Genomic DNA, 18,083 nt, shown 5'->3' on the forward strand with positions numbered 1-18,083 from the left:
ACTACCCCTCTCAAAGAATATTTTCGATGACACCGCCACCCAGGACTTGCGTTCCGTCATAGAACACTACGGACTGTCCCGGAGTAATCGCACGCTGCGGTTCATCGAATACAACCTCCATCGTTGTATCATCTAAAATACGTGCCGTGCACGGCGACGGATTGGCAGCATACCGAATTTTCCCGGTAGCGCGCAACTCCTTCGGAATCGTGCCGGACAAGAAATTATAATGTTTACAAATCATCTTATTGGTAAATAAGCTTTCGTTCGGTCCTACGATGACTTCATTCGTTTGACCATCAAGGCGCACCACGTACAACGGATATTTATAGGCAATCCCCAGCCCTTTACGCTGACCGATCGTATAGTTGAAGAGTCCGTTGTGTGTGCCCAGCACTTCACCGTTCTCATGCACAATGTGTCCCGGCTTCGGTGTTTCCGTTAGCTGACCGGCGACGAACTTCTGGTAATTATGATTCGGCAAGAAGCAAATATCTTCGCTGTCCGGCTTATTGGCTACCGGTAAATCACGGTCCGATGCCATGGAGCGGGTCAATGTTTTCTTCTGCGCCCCCAAGGGGAACATGAGATGGCTCAAGATATGCTGATTCAAGGTGTACAGCACATAGCTTTGATCCTTGCTGGGGTCATCCCCCTTATGAAGTTCGTACAAACCGGTATCCTCATTGTAACGCACCTGCGCATAATGACCGGTTACCATATGAGTGGCCCCTAATTCCAAGGCCTTATTTAACAGTAGATCAAACTTTATATTCTTATTGCAGAATACACAGGGATTCGGTGTACGCCCGGCGGCATACTCATTAACAAAATAATCGACTACGTTTTCATAAAAGGTATCGCGAGCATCGACTACATGATGTTCAATGCCGAGAAAATCACACATTTTCTTAGCGTCCGTCACAGCTAACGGAATATCGTCGGGATCCGTATCGCTCACCCATAGACGCAATGTAATACCAAATACCTTATACCCTTGTTCTAACAGCATCGCTGCCGTTAAGGAGCTGTCAACGCCCCCACTCATTGCTACTGCAACAACTTTTTCCATGCTTTCTCCTTCTGTTACCGGCCGGTTATCAACCGTCGGCACTGTAAAACTACATATACATGATACAGAGTGAAAGTCCGAATATGTATATACAAACAATAAAACAAATAAAGTATACCACAACTCATCGATAAAAGGCTATTTACGGTATTTCAAAATTTCTTCGGCCGCACCTAAAATACCCAGCATCGAATGCTCAAATACCAAGCCGCCTTGCATAAAAATAGTATACGGCGGACGAATCGGTCCATCGGCGCTGAGCTCAATGGAGGACCCTTGTACAAAGGTGCCACCGGCCATGATAATCTTGTCCGCATACCCCGGCATGTCACCCGGTACAGGACGTACATGAGCATCTACCGGCGAATACGCTTGCATGCCTCGGCAGAACTGTTCCATTTCTTCTGCGGAGTGCAAATTAATAGCCTGAATTAAATCGAATCGCTGTGCATCCACCTTCGGGAACACGTCGTATCCCAAAAGCTCGCCTACAGCCGCCGTATACACAGCCCCCTTTAACGCCTGCAACACTACATGAGGTGCCAGGAACAAGCCTTGGAAGAATAAGCGATACCCCGGCGTGTACGATCCCATATGGTCCCCCAAGCCGGGTGCCGTCAATTCATAGGCTACTCGTTCCACCAAGTCTTCGCGCCCCACTACATAGCCACCGGTCGGAGCAATACCGCCGCCGGCATTTTTTATTAAAGACCCGGCCATAATGTCCGCACCGTGTTCCAGCGGTTCTGTTGTTTCCGTAAACTCACCGTAGCAATTATCCACAAAGCAAATTGTCTTCGGGTTGACCGCTTTAACGGCTTTGCAAATACGCCCGATATCATGTACCGACAAGGGTTCACGTGTACTGTATCCGCGGGAACGCTGAATGACTACGACGCGCGTATCGGAAGTAACCGCCGCAGCAATTCCTTCTAAATCATACGTACCCTCCTTGAGCGGCACTTCCTTATATATAAAGCCCTTTTCCGTAAGTGACGCCGGAACGTCTCGGTCTGCGCCGATAACGGATTGCATCGTATCGTACGGTGCGCCAACGGCATACACAAATTCGCGTCCATCCTTACCGCTGCCTAACAACGCGATAAGTGTCGTAGCCAATGCATGGGTACCGGATACGAAATGAGCTCGTACCAACGCCTTTTCACCGCGGAACACATGAGCAAACACTTCATCCAATTTCTCGCGTCCGCTATCGTTATACCCGTAACCGGTAGTACCGTTAAAATGGTAATCCGACAACTGACACTCTTTAAACGCTTCCAGTACTTTTTTTGTATTTGCCAACGCAATAGGTTCAAATTTTTTAAATTGCGGCTCCGCCATAGCAAGGGCTGTAGCGCGTAATTCTTCCATATTCATGTAGTACAACTTCCTATCTTCTTTACTTCTATTTTTTACTTTTATTTTTTACTTCTATTTTTTTACTTTTATTTTTCTACTTCTGTTCTAATTCTATTTTTGCTTCAATCTTACATTTGTTTTGCTTCGCCTTTTATATTGCTTCTGTTTCTCACATCTATTTTTATAGTATGTACGCAAGGCAAATTGCCTGTATTAGCCTTCAAAATAAGATTTCACTATGTCCATAGCCTTCTCATAAATATCATCACCGGTCATAGCCGCATCAATGTCTATCCATTCAATATAAGGCATTCGTTTATACCACGTAATTTGCCGTTTGGCAAAACGCCGCGTATTTTGCTTTATCGCCGCCACCGCCTCTTCCTTGGTGGCTTTGCCGGCAAAATAGTCCAGCGTTTCCTTGTAGCCGATGCCCTTAAAGGCTTGCGAATGCGGTGACACACCGGATGCCAGTAAGTCTTCTACCTCTTCAAACAAACCGGCCTCTACCATGAGATCCACACGCAAATTAATTCGTGCGTACAACTCTTCCCGCGGTCGTCTAAGTCCAATCACTGGGCCCTCATAGGCAAGGCCTGCCTTTGTCTGGGTCGTCAGCGCCGCATAGTCACCGCGCTCCATCAATTCGATGGCTCGATATAAACGGTGCTTATCCGTAAAGCGCAACGTAATCCGTCCCTTGGCCGCCAGCGACATAGCATAGGCCTTGAGTGCCTCTTCGCCTTCGGTAGCTACCAATACATCCAGGCGCTGTCGCAAGGATTCATTAGGCTCTGCCGTTGCAAAATCGTATTGCTCCAGCAACGACTGTACATAAAAACCGGTGCCGCCGGAAAGAATGGGAATCTCTCCCTTTGCCGCACAGTCCCTGATAATAGCTGCCGCCTGTTCCTGGAAAACAGCTGCGCTGTACGGTTCATCAGGATCGAGAATATCAATAAGATGATGCGGTACCCGTGCCAATTCCTCTGCCGAGGGTTTAGCCGTTCCGATGGAAAGCCCGCGATAAATCTGATACGCATCACCGGAAATTACCGACGATGATAATGTCTCGGCAAGGCGGAGCGTTAATTCCGTCTTGCCCACCGCAGTAGGTCCCAAAATGGTAATCAATCGTTCCACATTGTCGCTCCTTTCTCATATACGCCGTAAGCTACGCGACTGTACTTACCGCCTAACAACCGTGTAGGACGCATCGTTTGAAACAGCTGCGCAAAAGGTCGTTCCTTTACGATGACCTTGCGTCGTGCCACCGCCAGCGCCCGCCGTAACGTATCCGCAGTAAACCCGATTTCTACCAAATGACCGCGCAGTCCCGTAAACTGAGGACTTTCCTTCACAGGCACCTCAAACATGGGATCGAAATAAATAACGTCAATACTATTCTCCCGTTGCTGCGCCAGAAATTGTTCGTAACGCACCGCCACAATCTGCAGCCGTCGCAGCGCCGCCGTAACAGCGTGCTCTTTATGCGTAAAGTGACGACAACCGTAATTTGTAATATACGCCAATGCCGGTACCCCTTCGAGCCCGATATACCTAGGGCACTCCGGATGTACGTACGACACAATGAGACTGTCTGCCCCAAGACCTACGGTACAATCCAGGAACGATTCCAACGGCTCATCGCCTACTGCCTCTGCCAGATGATCCACACCGCCGCGCTGCAATCGCAATAGCCTAAGCTGTGCCATAGATAAATGAAAGGTATGCTCCTTGCCTTCGCCGGTATATAGTTGCGGTCCCTTCTTAGTAATTACCAAAATATCGTCCGCCCCGTATATTTTCTGCATGGTCGGCAACGATCGCTCCCGTCGCTCCTCATAAGGCAAGGCCAAGCATTTCGCTACCGCCTCGGCTTCCCTGCGTTCCTCTACTGTTGCTTTCTGCGATACCGTAACTATCGTCATACATCCTCCTAGCTACGCTTAAACAATTTTCCCAGTTCATCCGGAGTAAAACGGATAATAGTAGGACGTCCGTGAGGACACACATACGGTTTATCGGTAGCAAATAAATCTTCGATTAATACGGAAATTTGGTACATGTTAAGACTATGTCCAGCTTTAATAGCACCGCGGCACGATGCATAGGCCAGCATTTCATGACGCAGCTGTGCCTTGGTCGGCATTTCGCCGTCCAGCATATAGGTGAAGGTGTGACGCAGTACATCAATAGCCTTGTTCTCTACCAAATCACTGGGCACACCGTCAACGCGAATTTGTGTAGGACCGCCTAAAGCAACGGCAAACCCTAAATCCGCAAAGGCCTCCGCCTGCTCTTCTACCAATGTTTGCTCCTCATCGGTCGCATCAAACATCAAGGGAATCAACAGCTCCTGCATAGGGATGGCCGCTGCCGATTTACAAAGCTTGTCATAGCGTATTCTCTCATGCGCCGCATGCTGATCGATAATATATAAATCGCTTCCCTTTTTCGCTACGATATAACAGTCGGCCACTTGTCCCAACGGAACCAATCCGCTGTTAGCAATCACCCGTTGCGGTAATCCGTCAGGTGCTACCGCGGCTGATTCATTACCGCTATCTGCTGCCGCTGCGCTGCTGGCAGTATCGTTTTCCCGTTCGCGCCGTTGCTCTTCACCGTAAAATCCATCTTGACGATATGCTTCCTGCAAGGACGAAAATTGCTGTATCTCTGCCGGGGTATATGTCGAAGGCTGGGCATTCGTTACAAAGGAATCATCCCCCAGCTGCTCCTGTTCGTAGCGAACCGGCCGCTGTGGCACATATTCACCGCTGCGAATTTTTTCTACCAATTCATTGGTTTTCTCGCGCCGACGCTCCCAGGCAGCCTTGCCTGCACCTTGATTAGATTCGCTGTCATCATATACCGACGCGGTCTCGTTATGCGTGAATGCCGTTCCGTTATGCGTAGATTCTATTCTGTCATGCCCGTATCCTGCACCGACATTCCCCGATAACTTGCCATCAGTGCCTATCGACAGGTCCCCTTCATCGGGCCGCAAGGACAAGTTGCGTCGTCCTTCGAATACCTTTTCGTACCGAATATCCGTGGCGATAACCGATTCCGTTTCTTGATGTAGCCTACCGCTTTCCACTTGGCGCAACGGATGTTCCAGCGCCTGTAAAACGCCGTGATACACAGCTTTAAAAATAGGCTTGTCATCGGAAAACTTAACCTCGCTTTTGCGTGGGTGCACGTTGATATCCACGACCTCCGGCGGCACAACAATGCTGAGCACCACCAAGGGGTAACCCCCTTTCGGCAACAGCGCATGGTACGCATTGTCGATGGCTTTGTTAATAGCCTTATCACCGATGACGCGATTGTTGACGATTACCGTCTGCCATATGCGACTGCTTTTTAACAATGTCGGTTTAGATACGACACCGTCCACGCGGACACCTTCGATTTCATACGCTACGGGGAACAGATCCTCCTTAACCTTGTAACCGTACAAGGCCGCGATAGTATCCGTAATATCTCCGCTGCCCGGCGTAATAAGACTGACCTTGTCATTACTTACCAATTTAAATGCAATGTGGGGATTGCTCAAAGCCAGCTTCCCCACCATGTCCTGTATCTTTGCCGTTTCCGTGCGTTCCGTTTTTAAAAACTTGCGCCGCGCCGGCGTGTTGTAAAATAAATCGCGTACTTCGATGGTCGTCCCCGGCTGTGCGCCGTAAGGCATGCACTCCATATCATGACCGCCGTCAATGGTGATGCGGGTTCCCATTTCATTATCTGCCGTGCGCGTAGTCAAACTGAAATGCGATACCGACGCAATACTGGCCAATGCTTCGCCGCGAAAACCCAGGGACGCAATGGCAAACAAGTCATCTACCGAAGCGATTTTACTGGTAGCATGACGAAGCACCGCCAAGCGCGCATCCTCCTCGGTCATGCCGATACCGTTATCCGTGACGCGCATATAGGCTACGCCGCCTTCGGCAATTTCCACATCGATGGAAGTCGCACCGGCATCCACCGCATTTTCCAGAAGCTCCTTAATAACCGATGCCGGACGTTCTACTACCTCGCCGGCAGCTATTTTATTAATTGTCGCTTCATCCAATACGTGAATATGTGCCATTATTTACCGCCTCCCTTACGCGCGCTTTCCTGTAATTTATACAATACATTTAACGCTTCGATAGGCGTAAGACTCATTACATCCACCGCTAACAAATCGTCGATTACAGAAGAAGTAAACAAATTACCGCTGCCAAACCCGGCTTCTTCCGCTGCTGCTTGTTGACGACTCGCCTTCGACACCTTCTTCGCCGGTTCCGCCACCTGCGCCGGTAAGGTGCGCATCGCATCCTCACCGTCCCGATGACTGCCGGCTTCCAAGGCCTGTAGTAATTCCTCCGCACGGGTCAATACATCGGCAGGCAGTCCTGCCAAGCGCGCCACGTGAATACCGTAACTGCGATCGGCACCGCCTTTTACAATGCGTCGCAAGAAAGCAACATCCTTGCCCTTCTCCTTAACGGCTACCGTATAATTTTTAAGGCGCGGATACACCTCTTCCAAATGAATCAATTCGTGATAGTGCGTAGCAAACAATGTCTTGCCGTGAATATGGCGATAAATATATTCCACTACGGCTTGCGCAATGCTAAGTCCGTCAAAGGTACTGGTCCCCCGTCCGATTTCATCGAGAATGAGCAAGCTCTTCGACGTGGCGTTTTCCAAAATATATGCCACTTCCTTCATCTCTACCATGAACGTACTCTGCCCGGTAGAAATATCATCGCTGGCACCGACACGGGTAAAAATCCTATCCACCGGTGAAATCGTCGCTTCTCGCGCCGGAATAAAGGAACCGATTTGCGCCATGATCATGAGCACCGCTACCTGCCGCATATATGTTGACTTACCGGCCATGTTCGGTCCGGTAATCAGTAAAAATTCTTCTTCATCGTGATTCAGCGTTACATCATTTGGTACGAACACTTCATGCTTCAAATATTTTTCAATCACCGGATGACGTCCGTCACGGATCACGATTTGACCGTTCATCGTTACGGTAGGACAAATGTATTGCTCTTCGTAAGCTACCGTCGCCAACCCGGCCAACACATCAAGCTGTGCCAACGCGCGTGCCGTTTCCTGTATGGGACGGACAACCGCTTTAATCCGGTTACGCAACTCTTGGTACAGCTGCTGCTCCAGGCTGATAATTTTTTCCTTGGCACTGAGGATTTTAACTTCAAACTCCTTTAGCTCCGGCGTAATGTATCGCTCCGCATTAGCCAAGGTTTGTTTGCGCACGAAATAGGCAGGCACTGCATCCGTATGGGAATGAGGCACTTCAAAATAATACCCGAACACCTTGTTATAACCGGTGCGCAGTCGTATGCCCGTCTTTTCTTTTACATCCTCTTCCAGGCGATGCAGCCATTCCTGGCTGTTCGTCGCCAATGACCTAAGTTCATCCAGTTCTTCGTTGTAACCGTCGCGAATCACGCGTCCATCCTTTAAGGTAAGTGCCGGCTGCTCGGCAATAGCCGTAGCCAACAATTCATACACAGCATCGTGCGTATCAATACGAGAGGCCACCTCTTGCAACGCCGATGCTTCAAAGTCCTCCGTAAGCCCTCGCAAAGCCGGCAAAGTCCGCAACGATTCGCGCAGCGAGGTAAAATCGCGCGGCGATACGGAGCCTGTTTCCACACGACTTAGGATACGCTCGAAATCAAAGACCGATCGCAACGTGTCTCGAATACCGTCACGCAGCGCCGGCTTTGCCACCAACTCCGCAATAGCATTTTGACGACGCTGTATGTGATATACATCCATAAGCGGGCTTTCCACCCATTGCTTTAACAGGCGTGCCCCCATAGGTGTTAATGTGCGATCCAATATGCTCAGCAGCGTGCCCTTGGTACCACCGTCGCGTAAATTGTGAGTAACCTCCAAATGGCGAAGGCAGGATGTATCGAGAATCATCCGATCTCCCAGGCTCCGCTGATGAACATAGTTAATATGGGAAATATCCGCCTTGATCACCGACTGATAATACAACAGCAAATACCCCAGTGCTTCCAGTACATCTTCCTCAACCAAGCCGATATCGACAAACTGGGCTCGCGCCGTACTGCGCAGCACGTCCACATCCACATCCGGATGGAACGGGGATTCCACCAACCGGGAAAACTGATTGCTGATAAATCCGGACATATCCTTCGTCAATGTCGTCTCTCCGGCCAACACCAACTCCGACGGGCGATACATGGACAGCGCATCCAGCACCGGTCCCATCCGATCGTCCGTATCTGCCAGGCGATCCCAAATGATTTCCCCCGTGCTGATGTCACTGTATAGTTGTACAAAGGCTTCCTTCGTGCGATAGAACAGGGCCAAGAAATTATTTTCCCGCGAATCCGTACCGTTTTCCGTCATAAGCGTCCCCGGCGTAACCACGCGAATCACATCGCGCTTCACAATCCCCTTCGCCGCCTTCGGATCCTCCACCTGTTCGCAAATCGCTACCTTGTAGCCTTTTTGAATCAGCTTTTCAATGTAGCTTTCCGCCGCATGATACGGTACACCGCACATAGGTGCCTTATCGCTTTCCCCGGAGTTTCGTCCGGTTAAGGTTATATTTAATTCTCGTGATGCCGTAATGGCATCGTCGTAAAACAATTCGTAAAAATCGCCTAACCGATAGAACAGCAATTCATTGGGATATTGATCCTTAATGCTGAAATACTGCTCCATCATGGGCGTTTGCTTTTTCGCCATTACCGTCCCTCTCATCTATGATATATGCCTATGCACCACATAGCTCCACCGTTACAAGCGGATGCCATGCAGTGCATTCAACTAGCAGCACCGATTACAGAATCTCTCCGTAAAGCACCCAGGTCTGTCCCTTCGTAATGCGTGCCTGCACCGTATCACCGACATGCAAGCGATCTTCCCGCGGGAACAGCACCATCTTATTACCGGAGGTACGACCGAACCACATGGTTTCGTCCGTACGGCTCGGACCTTCTATAATAATATCGTACACATGCCCTTCCATGTCCTTATTAAGCGCTAAGGAAATTTCGTTTTGCACATCCATGAGTTTTTGCAATCGTACGCGCTTTACTTCCTCCGGCACCTGATCCTCCATGGTAGCCGCCGGCGTACCGGATCGTTTCGAGAAAATAAACGTATACGCCATATCGTAGCGCACATCTTTTAAGAGCTGCACTGTTGCTTCGAAATCTTCTTCTGTTTCTCCCGGGAAGCCTACAATAATATCCGTCGTCAACGTCAGGCCGGGAATCATCTTGCGGCAGTAAGCCACCAAATCCTTGTAATGCTCCACCGTATAATGGCGATTCATCTTGTGCAAAATGCGGTCGGACCCGGACTGTACCGGCAAATGCAGCTGCGTCACCACATTGGAAGACCGTCCCAACGCATCAATCATTTCCTTATTCATATCTTGCGGATGACTCGTCATATACCGAATGCGTTCAATCCCCGGAATCCCATCCAGTGCATCAATGAGCGTACCGAAATGCGTACCGTCTTTAAAATCGAGACCGTAGGAATTTACATTCTGTCCGAGCAATGTAATTTCCTTATACCCTTGCGCCCCTAACTTACGTACATCTTCAACGATGGCCGACACGGGGCGGCTGATTTCACGGCCGCGCACATGCGGCACGATGCAGTACGTACAAAACTTATTGCAGCCGTTCATAATCGGTACCCACGCAAAGAACGTACCGTTTGGCTTTGCCTCCAGCTCTGGCAATACGGTGTTATCCATGTCCACATTGAGCTGATGCGTATGCGTACGCTGCACTTCCGCAATCATTTCGTTGATATGCTGAATGTTATGCGTGCCCAACACAATATCGATGTGCGGTGCCCGTTTGAACATATCCGCCTGATTCTTCTGCGCCATGCAACCGGTAATGGCCAAGATAAGATCTTTGTTCTTTTCCTTTAAATGCTTTAACTCACCGATGCGACCGTAAATTTTATTCTCTGCCGTTTCGCGGACACAGCATGTGTTGAGGATGATCAAATCTGCCTCCTCTACCGCATCCGTCGCTGTGTAGCCTGCCGTCTCCAACTGATGCGCCAAGCGCTCCGAATCACTTTCATTCATCTGACAACCGTACGTATAAATATAATACTGCTTCATGCATACGCTCCTTTGTACTCTATCGTATTCGCCAAGTTACGCCTTGGCATCCTTAATATCTTTAACAACTATCGACAATCGCTCTACAGACATGCCGGTAATGTATTCGATTTCATTGCGAATCGCTTTATTAAGCTCGCCCATGATATCCTTAACCGGTCGACCGTAATACACGGACACATCCATGTTGAGCAATAAGGCATTCGTTCCTTTATTACTCTTTTTAATCTTAATGTCCGAACCGCCCGCAATGCCTTGTACCTTTTTAAAACTATTCTTAATCAAGGCCATGATGACATTGTCCGAAAAGGTCAGCTTGCCGTAATAACTGAAAACGGGGCGAATGACAGACTTTTCAAAATCCTCTTCGGCCCCCTTCTTATGCACCCGTTTCCGTCGCCAAATCGACTTGATGGGATCAATTAAATACCCTTTAAAATGCGGCTTCAATTCCATGGTCGGCACCGGAATAATATGCTTACCTTCCTTTAGCCGCGCATACTGCGCCTTTTCAATATCCCGCGCCGAAGCCACATCCTCTATATGAATAAATCGCGCCGGTGCCGGAATCTCCAATGCTTTGGCAATCTTTCGCACCATATTTTCCGACGTCCCCAATATCATAATGCGTTCGGGATTAATCTTACGCAACTGATCCTGCACGGACTTTACCTGTACGGGATCCTGAAAGATAGCGCGACGCACCGCTTTCAAACGGCTTTCCTCCTTCTTCGCAGAAAACCCGGCCACGATGCGATTGTTATGAATTAAAATACCGTCATCAATAATACATTGTGCGTTGTTTTCGTGTGCTACCACCAATGCGCGGTGACTCTTACCGGTACCGCTGGGGCCGACAAATGCAATTACTTCCATAGGACACCTCTACACTCCGGGCCGCAAGCCAAGGGCCCTCATAAATTCACTCACCATGGACGGCGTAATTAAAAATTCACCTAATGTAGACGGATAGCGATTGGGAATGCCGTGAAAGTCCGAACCGCCGCTAATGAGTAGCGACCGCTCCTTTGCCATAGCCAGATAACGGGCCGTCGCTTCTTCATCCTGCTTCGGATGATAACACTCCATGCCGTCAAAGGGCATGTCCAGTAGTTCCGTCACATACTCATCATTGCGAATCAACACGGGATGTGCAAGCACACCGATACCGCCGGCCTCCCGTATAATATCTAAAATATCCGTGGGATGCGCAGTGAACTTCGGCACATAGCAAGGACTTTTAGGATGAAGCACCGTGGCAAAGGCCTCGTTAATATCTGTTACGTATCCCTTGCTGATGAGAAGTCGTGCCAAATGAGGACGGCCGTATGACGCATGCTCGCCGCAGGTTGTCATAAGGTCCTCCACACTCACATCATACCCTGCCTGCTGACACTTCGTTATCATCTTAATAATACGTGTTCGCCGTTCTTCTTTAAAAAAACGAATATAATCTAAAAGCCGCTTATTCGCGGTATCAATCGCATAACCTAATATATGTACATCCTTCCCGTGAAACGTGGCACTGAACTCCACACCCGGCACTACTGTCACACCGTCTACGGGATGCTCGTGTAACCATACACCGCCGCCGATTTCATCATGATCCGTGATGGCTATCGTCGTTACCTGTCGCTTGCGCGCCAACGACGCCAACGCCTTAGGACTCATGGTTCCGTCGGAATATGTTGTATGCATATGAAAATCTACCGCCATACACTCACCTCATTTCATCAGTCGGTATGTCTAGCAAAATCGGTTACATTCTTCGTATCTAATCTATTATGACGTAAAAATAAAATTTCATCAAGTAGGAATGCATTTCATTTGCCCGAAGCAGATTGTCTTTTCACATTCCTTTCACTGCAGTTCATTATGGTTAAACATGCCTTGCGCATCGATGGCGCTAACGGTACGATAAAAAAAAGACCTCATTACATGAGGTCTTTTTCACTTAATAGGAAAAATTCGGCTCCATCACAGTAATCAACGTCCCCTTCTCTAGCAAACGTCTTCAATACTTGTAAGTCCATTCGGCGGTATTTATTTTCTATCTCTTTGGTGAAAGAGGTGGAGCGTTTTTCCATAATTTCACATAGCGCTTCAAAACGTTTGGGACTATATGTATCGGGATCAAATTCATATAAGTCTATCAATTCCTTGCGTCGTTCATCGCTAGTAACACCGGTGGCAAGCAGATAGCCTTCTCTCCACCATTGATGCAAGGTACGTGCGTCTACCTTCGTGCCATCTTGCATGACCATTTGTCCGTCTTTACTTGCTTTCACTTCTTCACATATACAGCGAATCATATCAAGCAACGTCCTAGGAGAAAATATAAATCCCCCTACTGACAAATGGTCACTATTAATAAATGCAAAGAGTTCAGAAAGTACAGATGAACACTCCTGTATCCATTGGTACTCAAGTTCTACTACCGGGCAAGAGCGAAAATTATCCAACTCCTCTATATCGCTTACCTCGCCAAACTTATCTCTGTACATGGCATCCAACTTTTCTCCTAACCTCTCTTTAAACATATCGCCATGTTCAACAAAATACGCTCCGGACGTAACATCTCTGTAAGTGTTTATCGCCAGCGATATCCCCCAATCATACAAGAACAATTCCGTAGGTTCATTAACTAACTGACTCTTCTTCTTTTCAAAAAACTCATCACATGAGAAGCAGCCTTTTATTTGCTTCATTCCATCACCTTCATATATACCAATCGTGATTCACCAACATATACACCTTTACAGAAGATATATTTGTTTTTCAAACTATTTTATATAGTAACAAAACAGGCATATAATTTCAATTGTTTATTTGCGGAAGGGATGGAATTATAAAGAAATCAAAGAGCTATCATTTATGAAACTCTTAATAAAATTCGGTGGTTCAATGTCTAAAATGGGTTGCAATGATTTACTTTATACGGTATGTTTTACTCCCCTCCGTTTCCTCAGCAACATTATCAAGATACTCTGAGGCCGGCTCTTTATAAGTAAAAGTTTTGACGTTTCCCACATGCTGATTACTATTGCCAGTATCTTCTACCGGCATCTCTGTATAATCCGTCCATAATTCACATTGACTAATGACAGTAGATATAGCAAAATCATAATCTTCCGGCGGATACTTATACTTCCGTAACAAGCGCTTGACCATCATACGCATACTTGCGCGCGCCGTCTCCTTCTTTTGCCAGTCAATGGTTCTACTCTTACGGAGCATATCCGTCAGTTCTTTTGTCAACGCAATTAATTCATTGTTATGATAAAAGTCCTTGATATGCTCCGGCTTTGTTAACGCATCGTAAAAGGCTAATTCCTCTTGTGATAAGCCAAGCTTTTCTCCATTTTTATACAGCTCCGTAATTTCCTTCGCCGTCTTAAGAAGCTCCTTAATAACTTCTTCATTAGTGATTAGCCCATTGTAGTATGACCTCATCAGCTGGGCTATCTTCTCCGAAAATTTTTGTGACTGCACCACATTGGTTCGCTTATAAATGGACACCTGCTCTGCCATCAATTTCTTTAAAATTTCAACCGCAATATTTTTCTCTTTCATACCAGCAATCTCTTCCAGTACTGCCGGATCAAAAAGATTCACATGTTCTCCACCCATCTTGCTGCTATCGAACAAGCTAATGACGCCATCACTCTGCACGGCTGCTTTTAGCAATTCATTAATCTGTGCATTAATCTCATTCAAAGATAATGTTTTCCCACCGGAACCACCTAATGTTATCTTCATCACCGTAGAACGCACTGCTTCCATATAAGCAGCTTCTCTCCGTTCTATATCAGTAGCCATACTGGAACATAACGAATGTGCTTGACGCAATAAAAGTGCTTCCTTTAGGAATAACTCCTTACGCTCCGGTTCCCGCGAATCTAAAACAAAATTCACGCCACCAGTAATAAGCTTAGCCATCATTAACGGACTGCCATGTATAAATCCACTGAAATCAAATCCGTGAAGTAAATCTTTGCACACCTGTAATTTTTCCTGAAACTTAGGATAGGCTACTCGTGCAATATCCATATCTCCATACTTAGACTGGTCACGCCTCGTATATTCCTTCATGGCTGGGGCATGTCAAATATTTTGTGTAAACTCTTAAAAATCTTTGTCATACTTTTCCATCAAAGGTCCCAGCCGCTCATCAATAAGCATCTAGTTACGGATCATTGCCCAGTTCGCCAGACGATGTGAAGTCCATTTCTTATAGAGTTCCTGAATACGAAGATAGAAAATTTTAAAAATAGCATTCTCGTTAGGGAAGGAACCTTTCTTCGTGACTTTGCGAAAACTGGCATTTACGCTTTCAATGGCGTTGGTCGTGTACATTGCCTTTCGTACTGCACTACCATAGTGAAAGAGCTGTTCCACGTGTTGAAAGTTGTTTTCCCAAACAGCGATAGCACCAGGATACTCCTGCCAGTCTTTTTTTAACTTTTCGAACGCACGTCGTGCTTCTTCCACATTTACAGCACCATACATGCCTTTCAATTGCTTAGTAAAAGAACTCCATTCTTTTCGCGGAATATAACGAATTGAGTTTCGTATGAGATGGACGATGCAACGTTGCACGGTGATGTTCGGGAAAATAGCCTTGGCACCTTCTTCCAGCCCGGATACGCCGTCAATCGAGAGAATACCTAACTCCTCAATACCGCGGGCTTTAAGCTCATCAAAAATCTGCATCCATACATGCTTGCTTTCCGTTTCGTTAATCCAAAGACCTAATACATCTTTATATCCATTAGTGTCGTAAGCAAGCATCACATAGACAGCGACCTGGTGAACACCACGTTCTGTCCGCATAGATACATAGATGCAGTCTACGAAGGAAAACGGATAGAACGGCTTTAATGGTCGCGTACGCCAGCGGTCTACTTCTTCCATAACGCAGTCGGTAATATTCGAAATTTGTTCATGAGAGAGCTAGAATCCATACATATCTTCAATGGTCGCAGCAATGTCACGCTGGCTCATCCCACGCGCATACATGGCCAGCACTTTGCCTTCAATCGAGGATACATTACGCTGATACTTCTTTACTATTTGAGGCTCAAATTGCCCCTGACGGTCTCTTGGAACAGAGATAGGGACTTCTCCCAGTGATGTATTCAATGTTTTCTTTGAATATCCATTGCGAGTATTTGTAGACTTTCCTGTATGCCCATTCTTTTCATAACCGAGATGATTTTGCATTTCACCTTTTAGTATAGCTTCAAAAATAGGGCCAAACACCTGCTTTAAAGCATCTTGTACATCCTGGGTATTTTTTAGATCGTAATTATCAAGAATTTGCTGAGCGATTTTTTCACCGGGAGTTAGTATAGTTTCTTTACGTTTTGTCATGAGTCTCATCCTTGCTATGTGTTTGCTCAATTATGAGAGGAATAATTGAGACTAGTATAATAACCTGTTTACACAAACTATTTTACACTCCCTTTTTTGTGTTTCAGATAAATCTGATTCTTTGATGAGTGTGAGTAACTCACTCATCATATCATCAACTTTTACTCCACTAAGAAAATTATCCAAGACTTTCTTGTCAAAATACTTTCCTATAGCCTTGTATACCTTAGCATTATCCGCTGCTTTTTTAGATTCCCTGGTATATCTGATTCCTGTTTATACCAAAGAGCTGCGTACTTACTATTAATTACATATGGTACGTTTTTTCTAGTAACACACTCTCCCAGACTAATAATCGGCTCAAATAAAATTTTAGCAATTTTGGTCATATTAGGCGCAACAACGCCCTTCGAAAACACCTTGGCATAAGCCGCATAATTATAAACCGACATGAATTATCAGCTCACCCAGACGATAATGCACTTCATATTATATTAATATTGTACTACATTTTCTCATCTAATCCATAGCAAACCGTCCAAGGCACGCTCAAACTGGATAAAGCTCTAATAGAAAAAGCGCAACAAGGAAATAATGATTATACTTCCTCGTTGCGCCTTTTAATAACGCCCGCTAAACACGCGATATGATGAGCTGTAGCCTCAAAGACCAAGTAGTCCAATATCCATTATTTTTCCCGACAGATAGTGCTCGTATGCCATTTCCGCCGGCAAAAATCTAACTTGGATATTTTGAAGACCCAGTCTATGAAGCATTGCCATGGATACTTCGCCTCGATCTTCTATCTCTTTATTTTCTGTCGGTAACAGGAAACAGTTTTTCACCGCATCAAATTCATGGTCCTCAATGAATTTTTGATACGCCAACTGATATAGATATTGCTTCGTCACCGATTCAATCCCTGGTTGTCTTGTAGGTGGAGTGCCCGCTCTCAGTTTAGGAACATAGTACTTTGCGTCGAAGATGATGAACTGCCACTTAGTCCCCACCTTAGCTATTGAAATTAAATCAGGAATGAGCGTATCTGCTGCGGTCTTTCCCGTTGCCGTCCAAAGAGGCTTTTCAATCAAGTCTATCAACTTCTGCTTTCGATCGTACTCAGGCTTTAGAGGAACGGGCAACTTGATCGCCCCTAGCGGTGTATCTAGCTTATTATTCATGATATCCGCACAAATATGTTCCCATACAAGATTGAAACTATTCGTTCCAAAAAGTGACAAACAATCCATGTCATATAAATTCCCGTTTTGAGAAATATATGTATAAATTGTTTTCAGCAGCAGTTGCTTTCTCGTATTAAACTGTGTATTAAGTTCCTGTTCTAGCCGATACAGAATGTACTCAACATCCCCAAAATCGTCTAATTCCTCGTCTGTTAAATCTATATCCGTAATCTCAAATAAATCTAGCAGCCCTGCTTCTTTGAGTTCCTTAGACGCTTTGGTTAAAACGCATTCATGTAGTCGCTTGAAGTAGTCGTGGTCATTCGTGACACGCTTTTTCGTTTGCAGATCAATATAATAGGGACGATTTTCCGAAATGAGCGTAAAAGTTTCATTAATGGTTTTGTCCCAAAGAATCTCACCAAATCCATTGCTTTCGACAATATCCTCGGTGGTCGTGTAAACTCCATTTTCATAATAGTCCTGAAGCAAAAATAAGAGCACGGCTAATAAATTAAAGGTACTCCCTTCACTACTATCATTGAAAATACTAATGATCTGCTCTTTGGAGTTGTATTTTTCTAGGACTTTGAGAATCTGTTGTAGTTCTTTTTGTGGTGTACGATTAGGCGGCAGATACTTTGGATAACATTTGAGAACACGCCCTGCAACAACGATGACGCCCACAAAAGTAATCACGTATAGATATTCGTCATCACCTTCAACAACATCCGTTACTGCGACATCTTCATCGAGTAAGTCAGACATATTTTTCTGCTCATCAGTATATTTAACCGATTTAAGTACCCCAAATTCTTTTAACCTACGAATCAACGGTACAACCTTATCTTCTGAGCAGTGCATAATACGACAAATATCTCTTTGTGTATATCTGTGCTGTTCTCTAATAAATTCGGAGATCATAAGTCAA

At 46.1% G+C, this 18,083-nt stretch carries 12 protein-coding genes and 1 pseudogene; all 13 read right to left on the minus strand.

Going from position 1 to position 18,083, the window contains the following annotated elements:
- Positions 1 to 10 precede the first annotated feature (10 nt).
- The 13 genes and pseudogenes from mnmA to G344_RS0109280 all read right to left on the minus strand — a co-directional run bounded on the left by mnmA (position 11) and on the right by G344_RS0109280 (position 18,076).
- Positions 11 to 1,072 carry a tRNA 2-thiouridine(34) synthase MnmA gene (gene mnmA, locus G344_RS0109215; RefSeq protein WP_028255954.1) on the minus strand — a complete coding sequence of 354 codons (1,062 nt, stop codon included), beginning with the start codon at positions 1,070 to 1,072 and terminating at the stop codon, positions 11 to 13.
- A 138-nt stretch (positions 1,073 to 1,210) separates the two neighbouring features.
- Positions 1,211 to 2,452, minus strand: coding sequence for a methionine gamma-lyase family protein (locus tag G344_RS0109220; RefSeq protein WP_028255955.1), 1,242 nt, complete (start codon positions 2,450 to 2,452; stop codon positions 1,211 to 1,213).
- Positions 2,453 to 2,647: 195 nt separating this feature from the next.
- A complete protein-coding gene (miaA, locus tag G344_RS0109225) occupies positions 2,648 to 3,577 on the minus strand; it encodes a tRNA (adenosine(37)-N6)-dimethylallyltransferase MiaA (protein ID WP_028255956.1) in 930 nt (309 codons plus the stop codon).
- A complete protein-coding gene (locus G344_RS0109230) occupies positions 3,565 to 4,365 on the minus strand; it encodes a class I SAM-dependent methyltransferase (RefSeq protein ID WP_028255957.1) in 801 nt (266 codons plus the stop codon). The genes miaA and G344_RS0109230 overlap by 13 nt, the downstream gene beginning before the upstream one ends.
- Before the next feature lie 8 nt (positions 4,366 to 4,373).
- Positions 4,374 to 6,533, minus strand: a complete 2,160-nt coding sequence (mutL, locus tag G344_RS0109235; RefSeq protein WP_028255958.1) for a DNA mismatch repair endonuclease MutL — start codon at positions 6,531 to 6,533, stop codon at positions 4,374 to 4,376.
- Positions 6,533 to 9,190 (minus strand): DNA mismatch repair protein MutS, encoded by a 2,658-nt coding sequence (mutS, locus tag G344_RS0109240; RefSeq protein ID WP_028255959.1) that lies wholly within the window; start codon positions 9,188 to 9,190, stop codon positions 6,533 to 6,535. Before mutS ends, mutL begins: the two co-directional genes overlap by 1 nt.
- A gap of 94 nt (positions 9,191 to 9,284) precedes the next feature.
- On the minus strand, positions 9,285 to 10,595 hold the full coding sequence (gene miaB / locus G344_RS0109245; RefSeq protein ID WP_028255960.1) for a tRNA (N6-isopentenyl adenosine(37)-C2)-methylthiotransferase MiaB: 1,311 nt from the start codon (positions 10,593 to 10,595) through the stop codon (positions 9,285 to 9,287).
- A gap of 36 nt (positions 10,596 to 10,631) precedes the next feature.
- On the minus strand, positions 10,632 to 11,471 hold the full coding sequence (locus G344_RS0109250; protein WP_028255961.1) for an Asp23/Gls24 family envelope stress response protein: 840 nt from the start codon (positions 11,469 to 11,471) through the stop codon (positions 10,632 to 10,634).
- A 9-nt stretch (positions 11,472 to 11,480) separates the two neighbouring features.
- Entirely contained in the window at positions 11,481 to 12,311 is an 831-nt protein-coding gene (locus G344_RS0109255) for a PHP domain-containing protein (RefSeq protein ID WP_028255962.1), read from the minus strand.
- Between the two features lie 218 nt (positions 12,312 to 12,529).
- Positions 12,530 to 13,303, minus strand: a complete 774-nt coding sequence (locus G344_RS0109260) for a hypothetical protein (protein ID WP_028255963.1) — start codon at positions 13,301 to 13,303, stop codon at positions 12,530 to 12,532.
- A 220-nt stretch (positions 13,304 to 13,523) separates the two neighbouring features.
- Positions 13,524 to 14,645 carry a DUF3387 domain-containing protein gene (locus G344_RS0109265; RefSeq protein WP_028255964.1) on the minus strand — a complete coding sequence of 374 codons (1,122 nt, stop codon included), beginning with the start codon at positions 14,643 to 14,645 and terminating at the stop codon, positions 13,524 to 13,526.
- Between the two features lie 132 nt (positions 14,646 to 14,777).
- Positions 14,778 to 15,968, minus strand: a pseudogene (locus G344_RS11225) (IS256 family transposase).
- 662 nt (positions 15,969 to 16,630) lie between these two features.
- Positions 16,631 to 18,076, minus strand: a complete 1,446-nt coding sequence (locus G344_RS0109280; RefSeq protein ID WP_028255966.1) for an LlaJI family restriction endonuclease — start codon at positions 18,074 to 18,076, stop codon at positions 16,631 to 16,633.
- Positions 18,077 to 18,083: the final 7 nt, after the last annotated feature.

The organism is Veillonella magna DSM 19857 (assembly GCF_000428745.1).
Classification (GTDB): domain Bacteria; phylum Bacillota; class Negativicutes; order Veillonellales; family Veillonellaceae; genus Veillonella_A; species Veillonella_A magna.

What these genes read in the sequence shown, in the direction of transcription:
- mnmA (WP_028255954.1), bottom strand. Translation starts at nt 1,072, where the DNA reads ATGGAAAAAGTTGTTGCAGTAGCAATGAGTGGGGGCGTTGACAGCTCC.
- G344_RS0109220 (WP_028255955.1), bottom strand. Translation starts at nt 2,452, where the DNA reads ATGAATATGGAAGAATTACGCGCTACAGCCCTTGCTATGGCGGAGCCG.
- G344_RS0109230 (WP_028255957.1), bottom strand. Translation starts at nt 4,365, where the DNA reads ATGACGATAGTTACGGTATCGCAGAAAGCAACAGTAGAGGAACGCAGG.
- mutL (WP_028255958.1), bottom strand. Translation starts at nt 6,533, where the DNA reads ATGGCACATATTCACGTATTGGATGAAGCGACAATTAATAAAATAGCT.
- mutS (WP_028255959.1), bottom strand. Translation starts at nt 9,190, where the DNA reads ATGGCGAAAAAGCAAACGCCCATGATGGAGCAGTATTTCAGCATTAAG.
- miaB (WP_028255960.1), bottom strand. Translation starts at nt 10,595, where the DNA reads ATGAAGCAGTATTATATTTATACGTACGGTTGTCAGATGAATGAAAGT.
- G344_RS0109250 (WP_028255961.1), bottom strand. Translation starts at nt 11,471, where the DNA reads ATGGAAGTAATTGCATTTGTCGGCCCCAGCGGTACCGGTAAGAGTCAC.
- G344_RS0109255 (WP_028255962.1), bottom strand. Translation starts at nt 12,311, where the DNA reads ATGGCGGTAGATTTTCATATGCATACAACATATTCCGACGGAACCATG.
- G344_RS0109260 (WP_028255963.1), bottom strand. Translation starts at nt 13,303, where the DNA reads ATGAAGCAAATAAAAGGCTGCTTCTCATGTGATGAGTTTTTTGAAAAG.
- G344_RS0109265 (WP_028255964.1), bottom strand. Translation starts at nt 14,645, where the DNA reads ATGGATATTGCACGAGTAGCCTATCCTAAGTTTCAGGAAAAATTACAG.
- G344_RS0109280 (WP_028255966.1), bottom strand. Translation starts at nt 18,076, where the DNA reads ATGATCTCCGAATTTATTAGAGAACAGCACAGATATACACAAAGAGAT.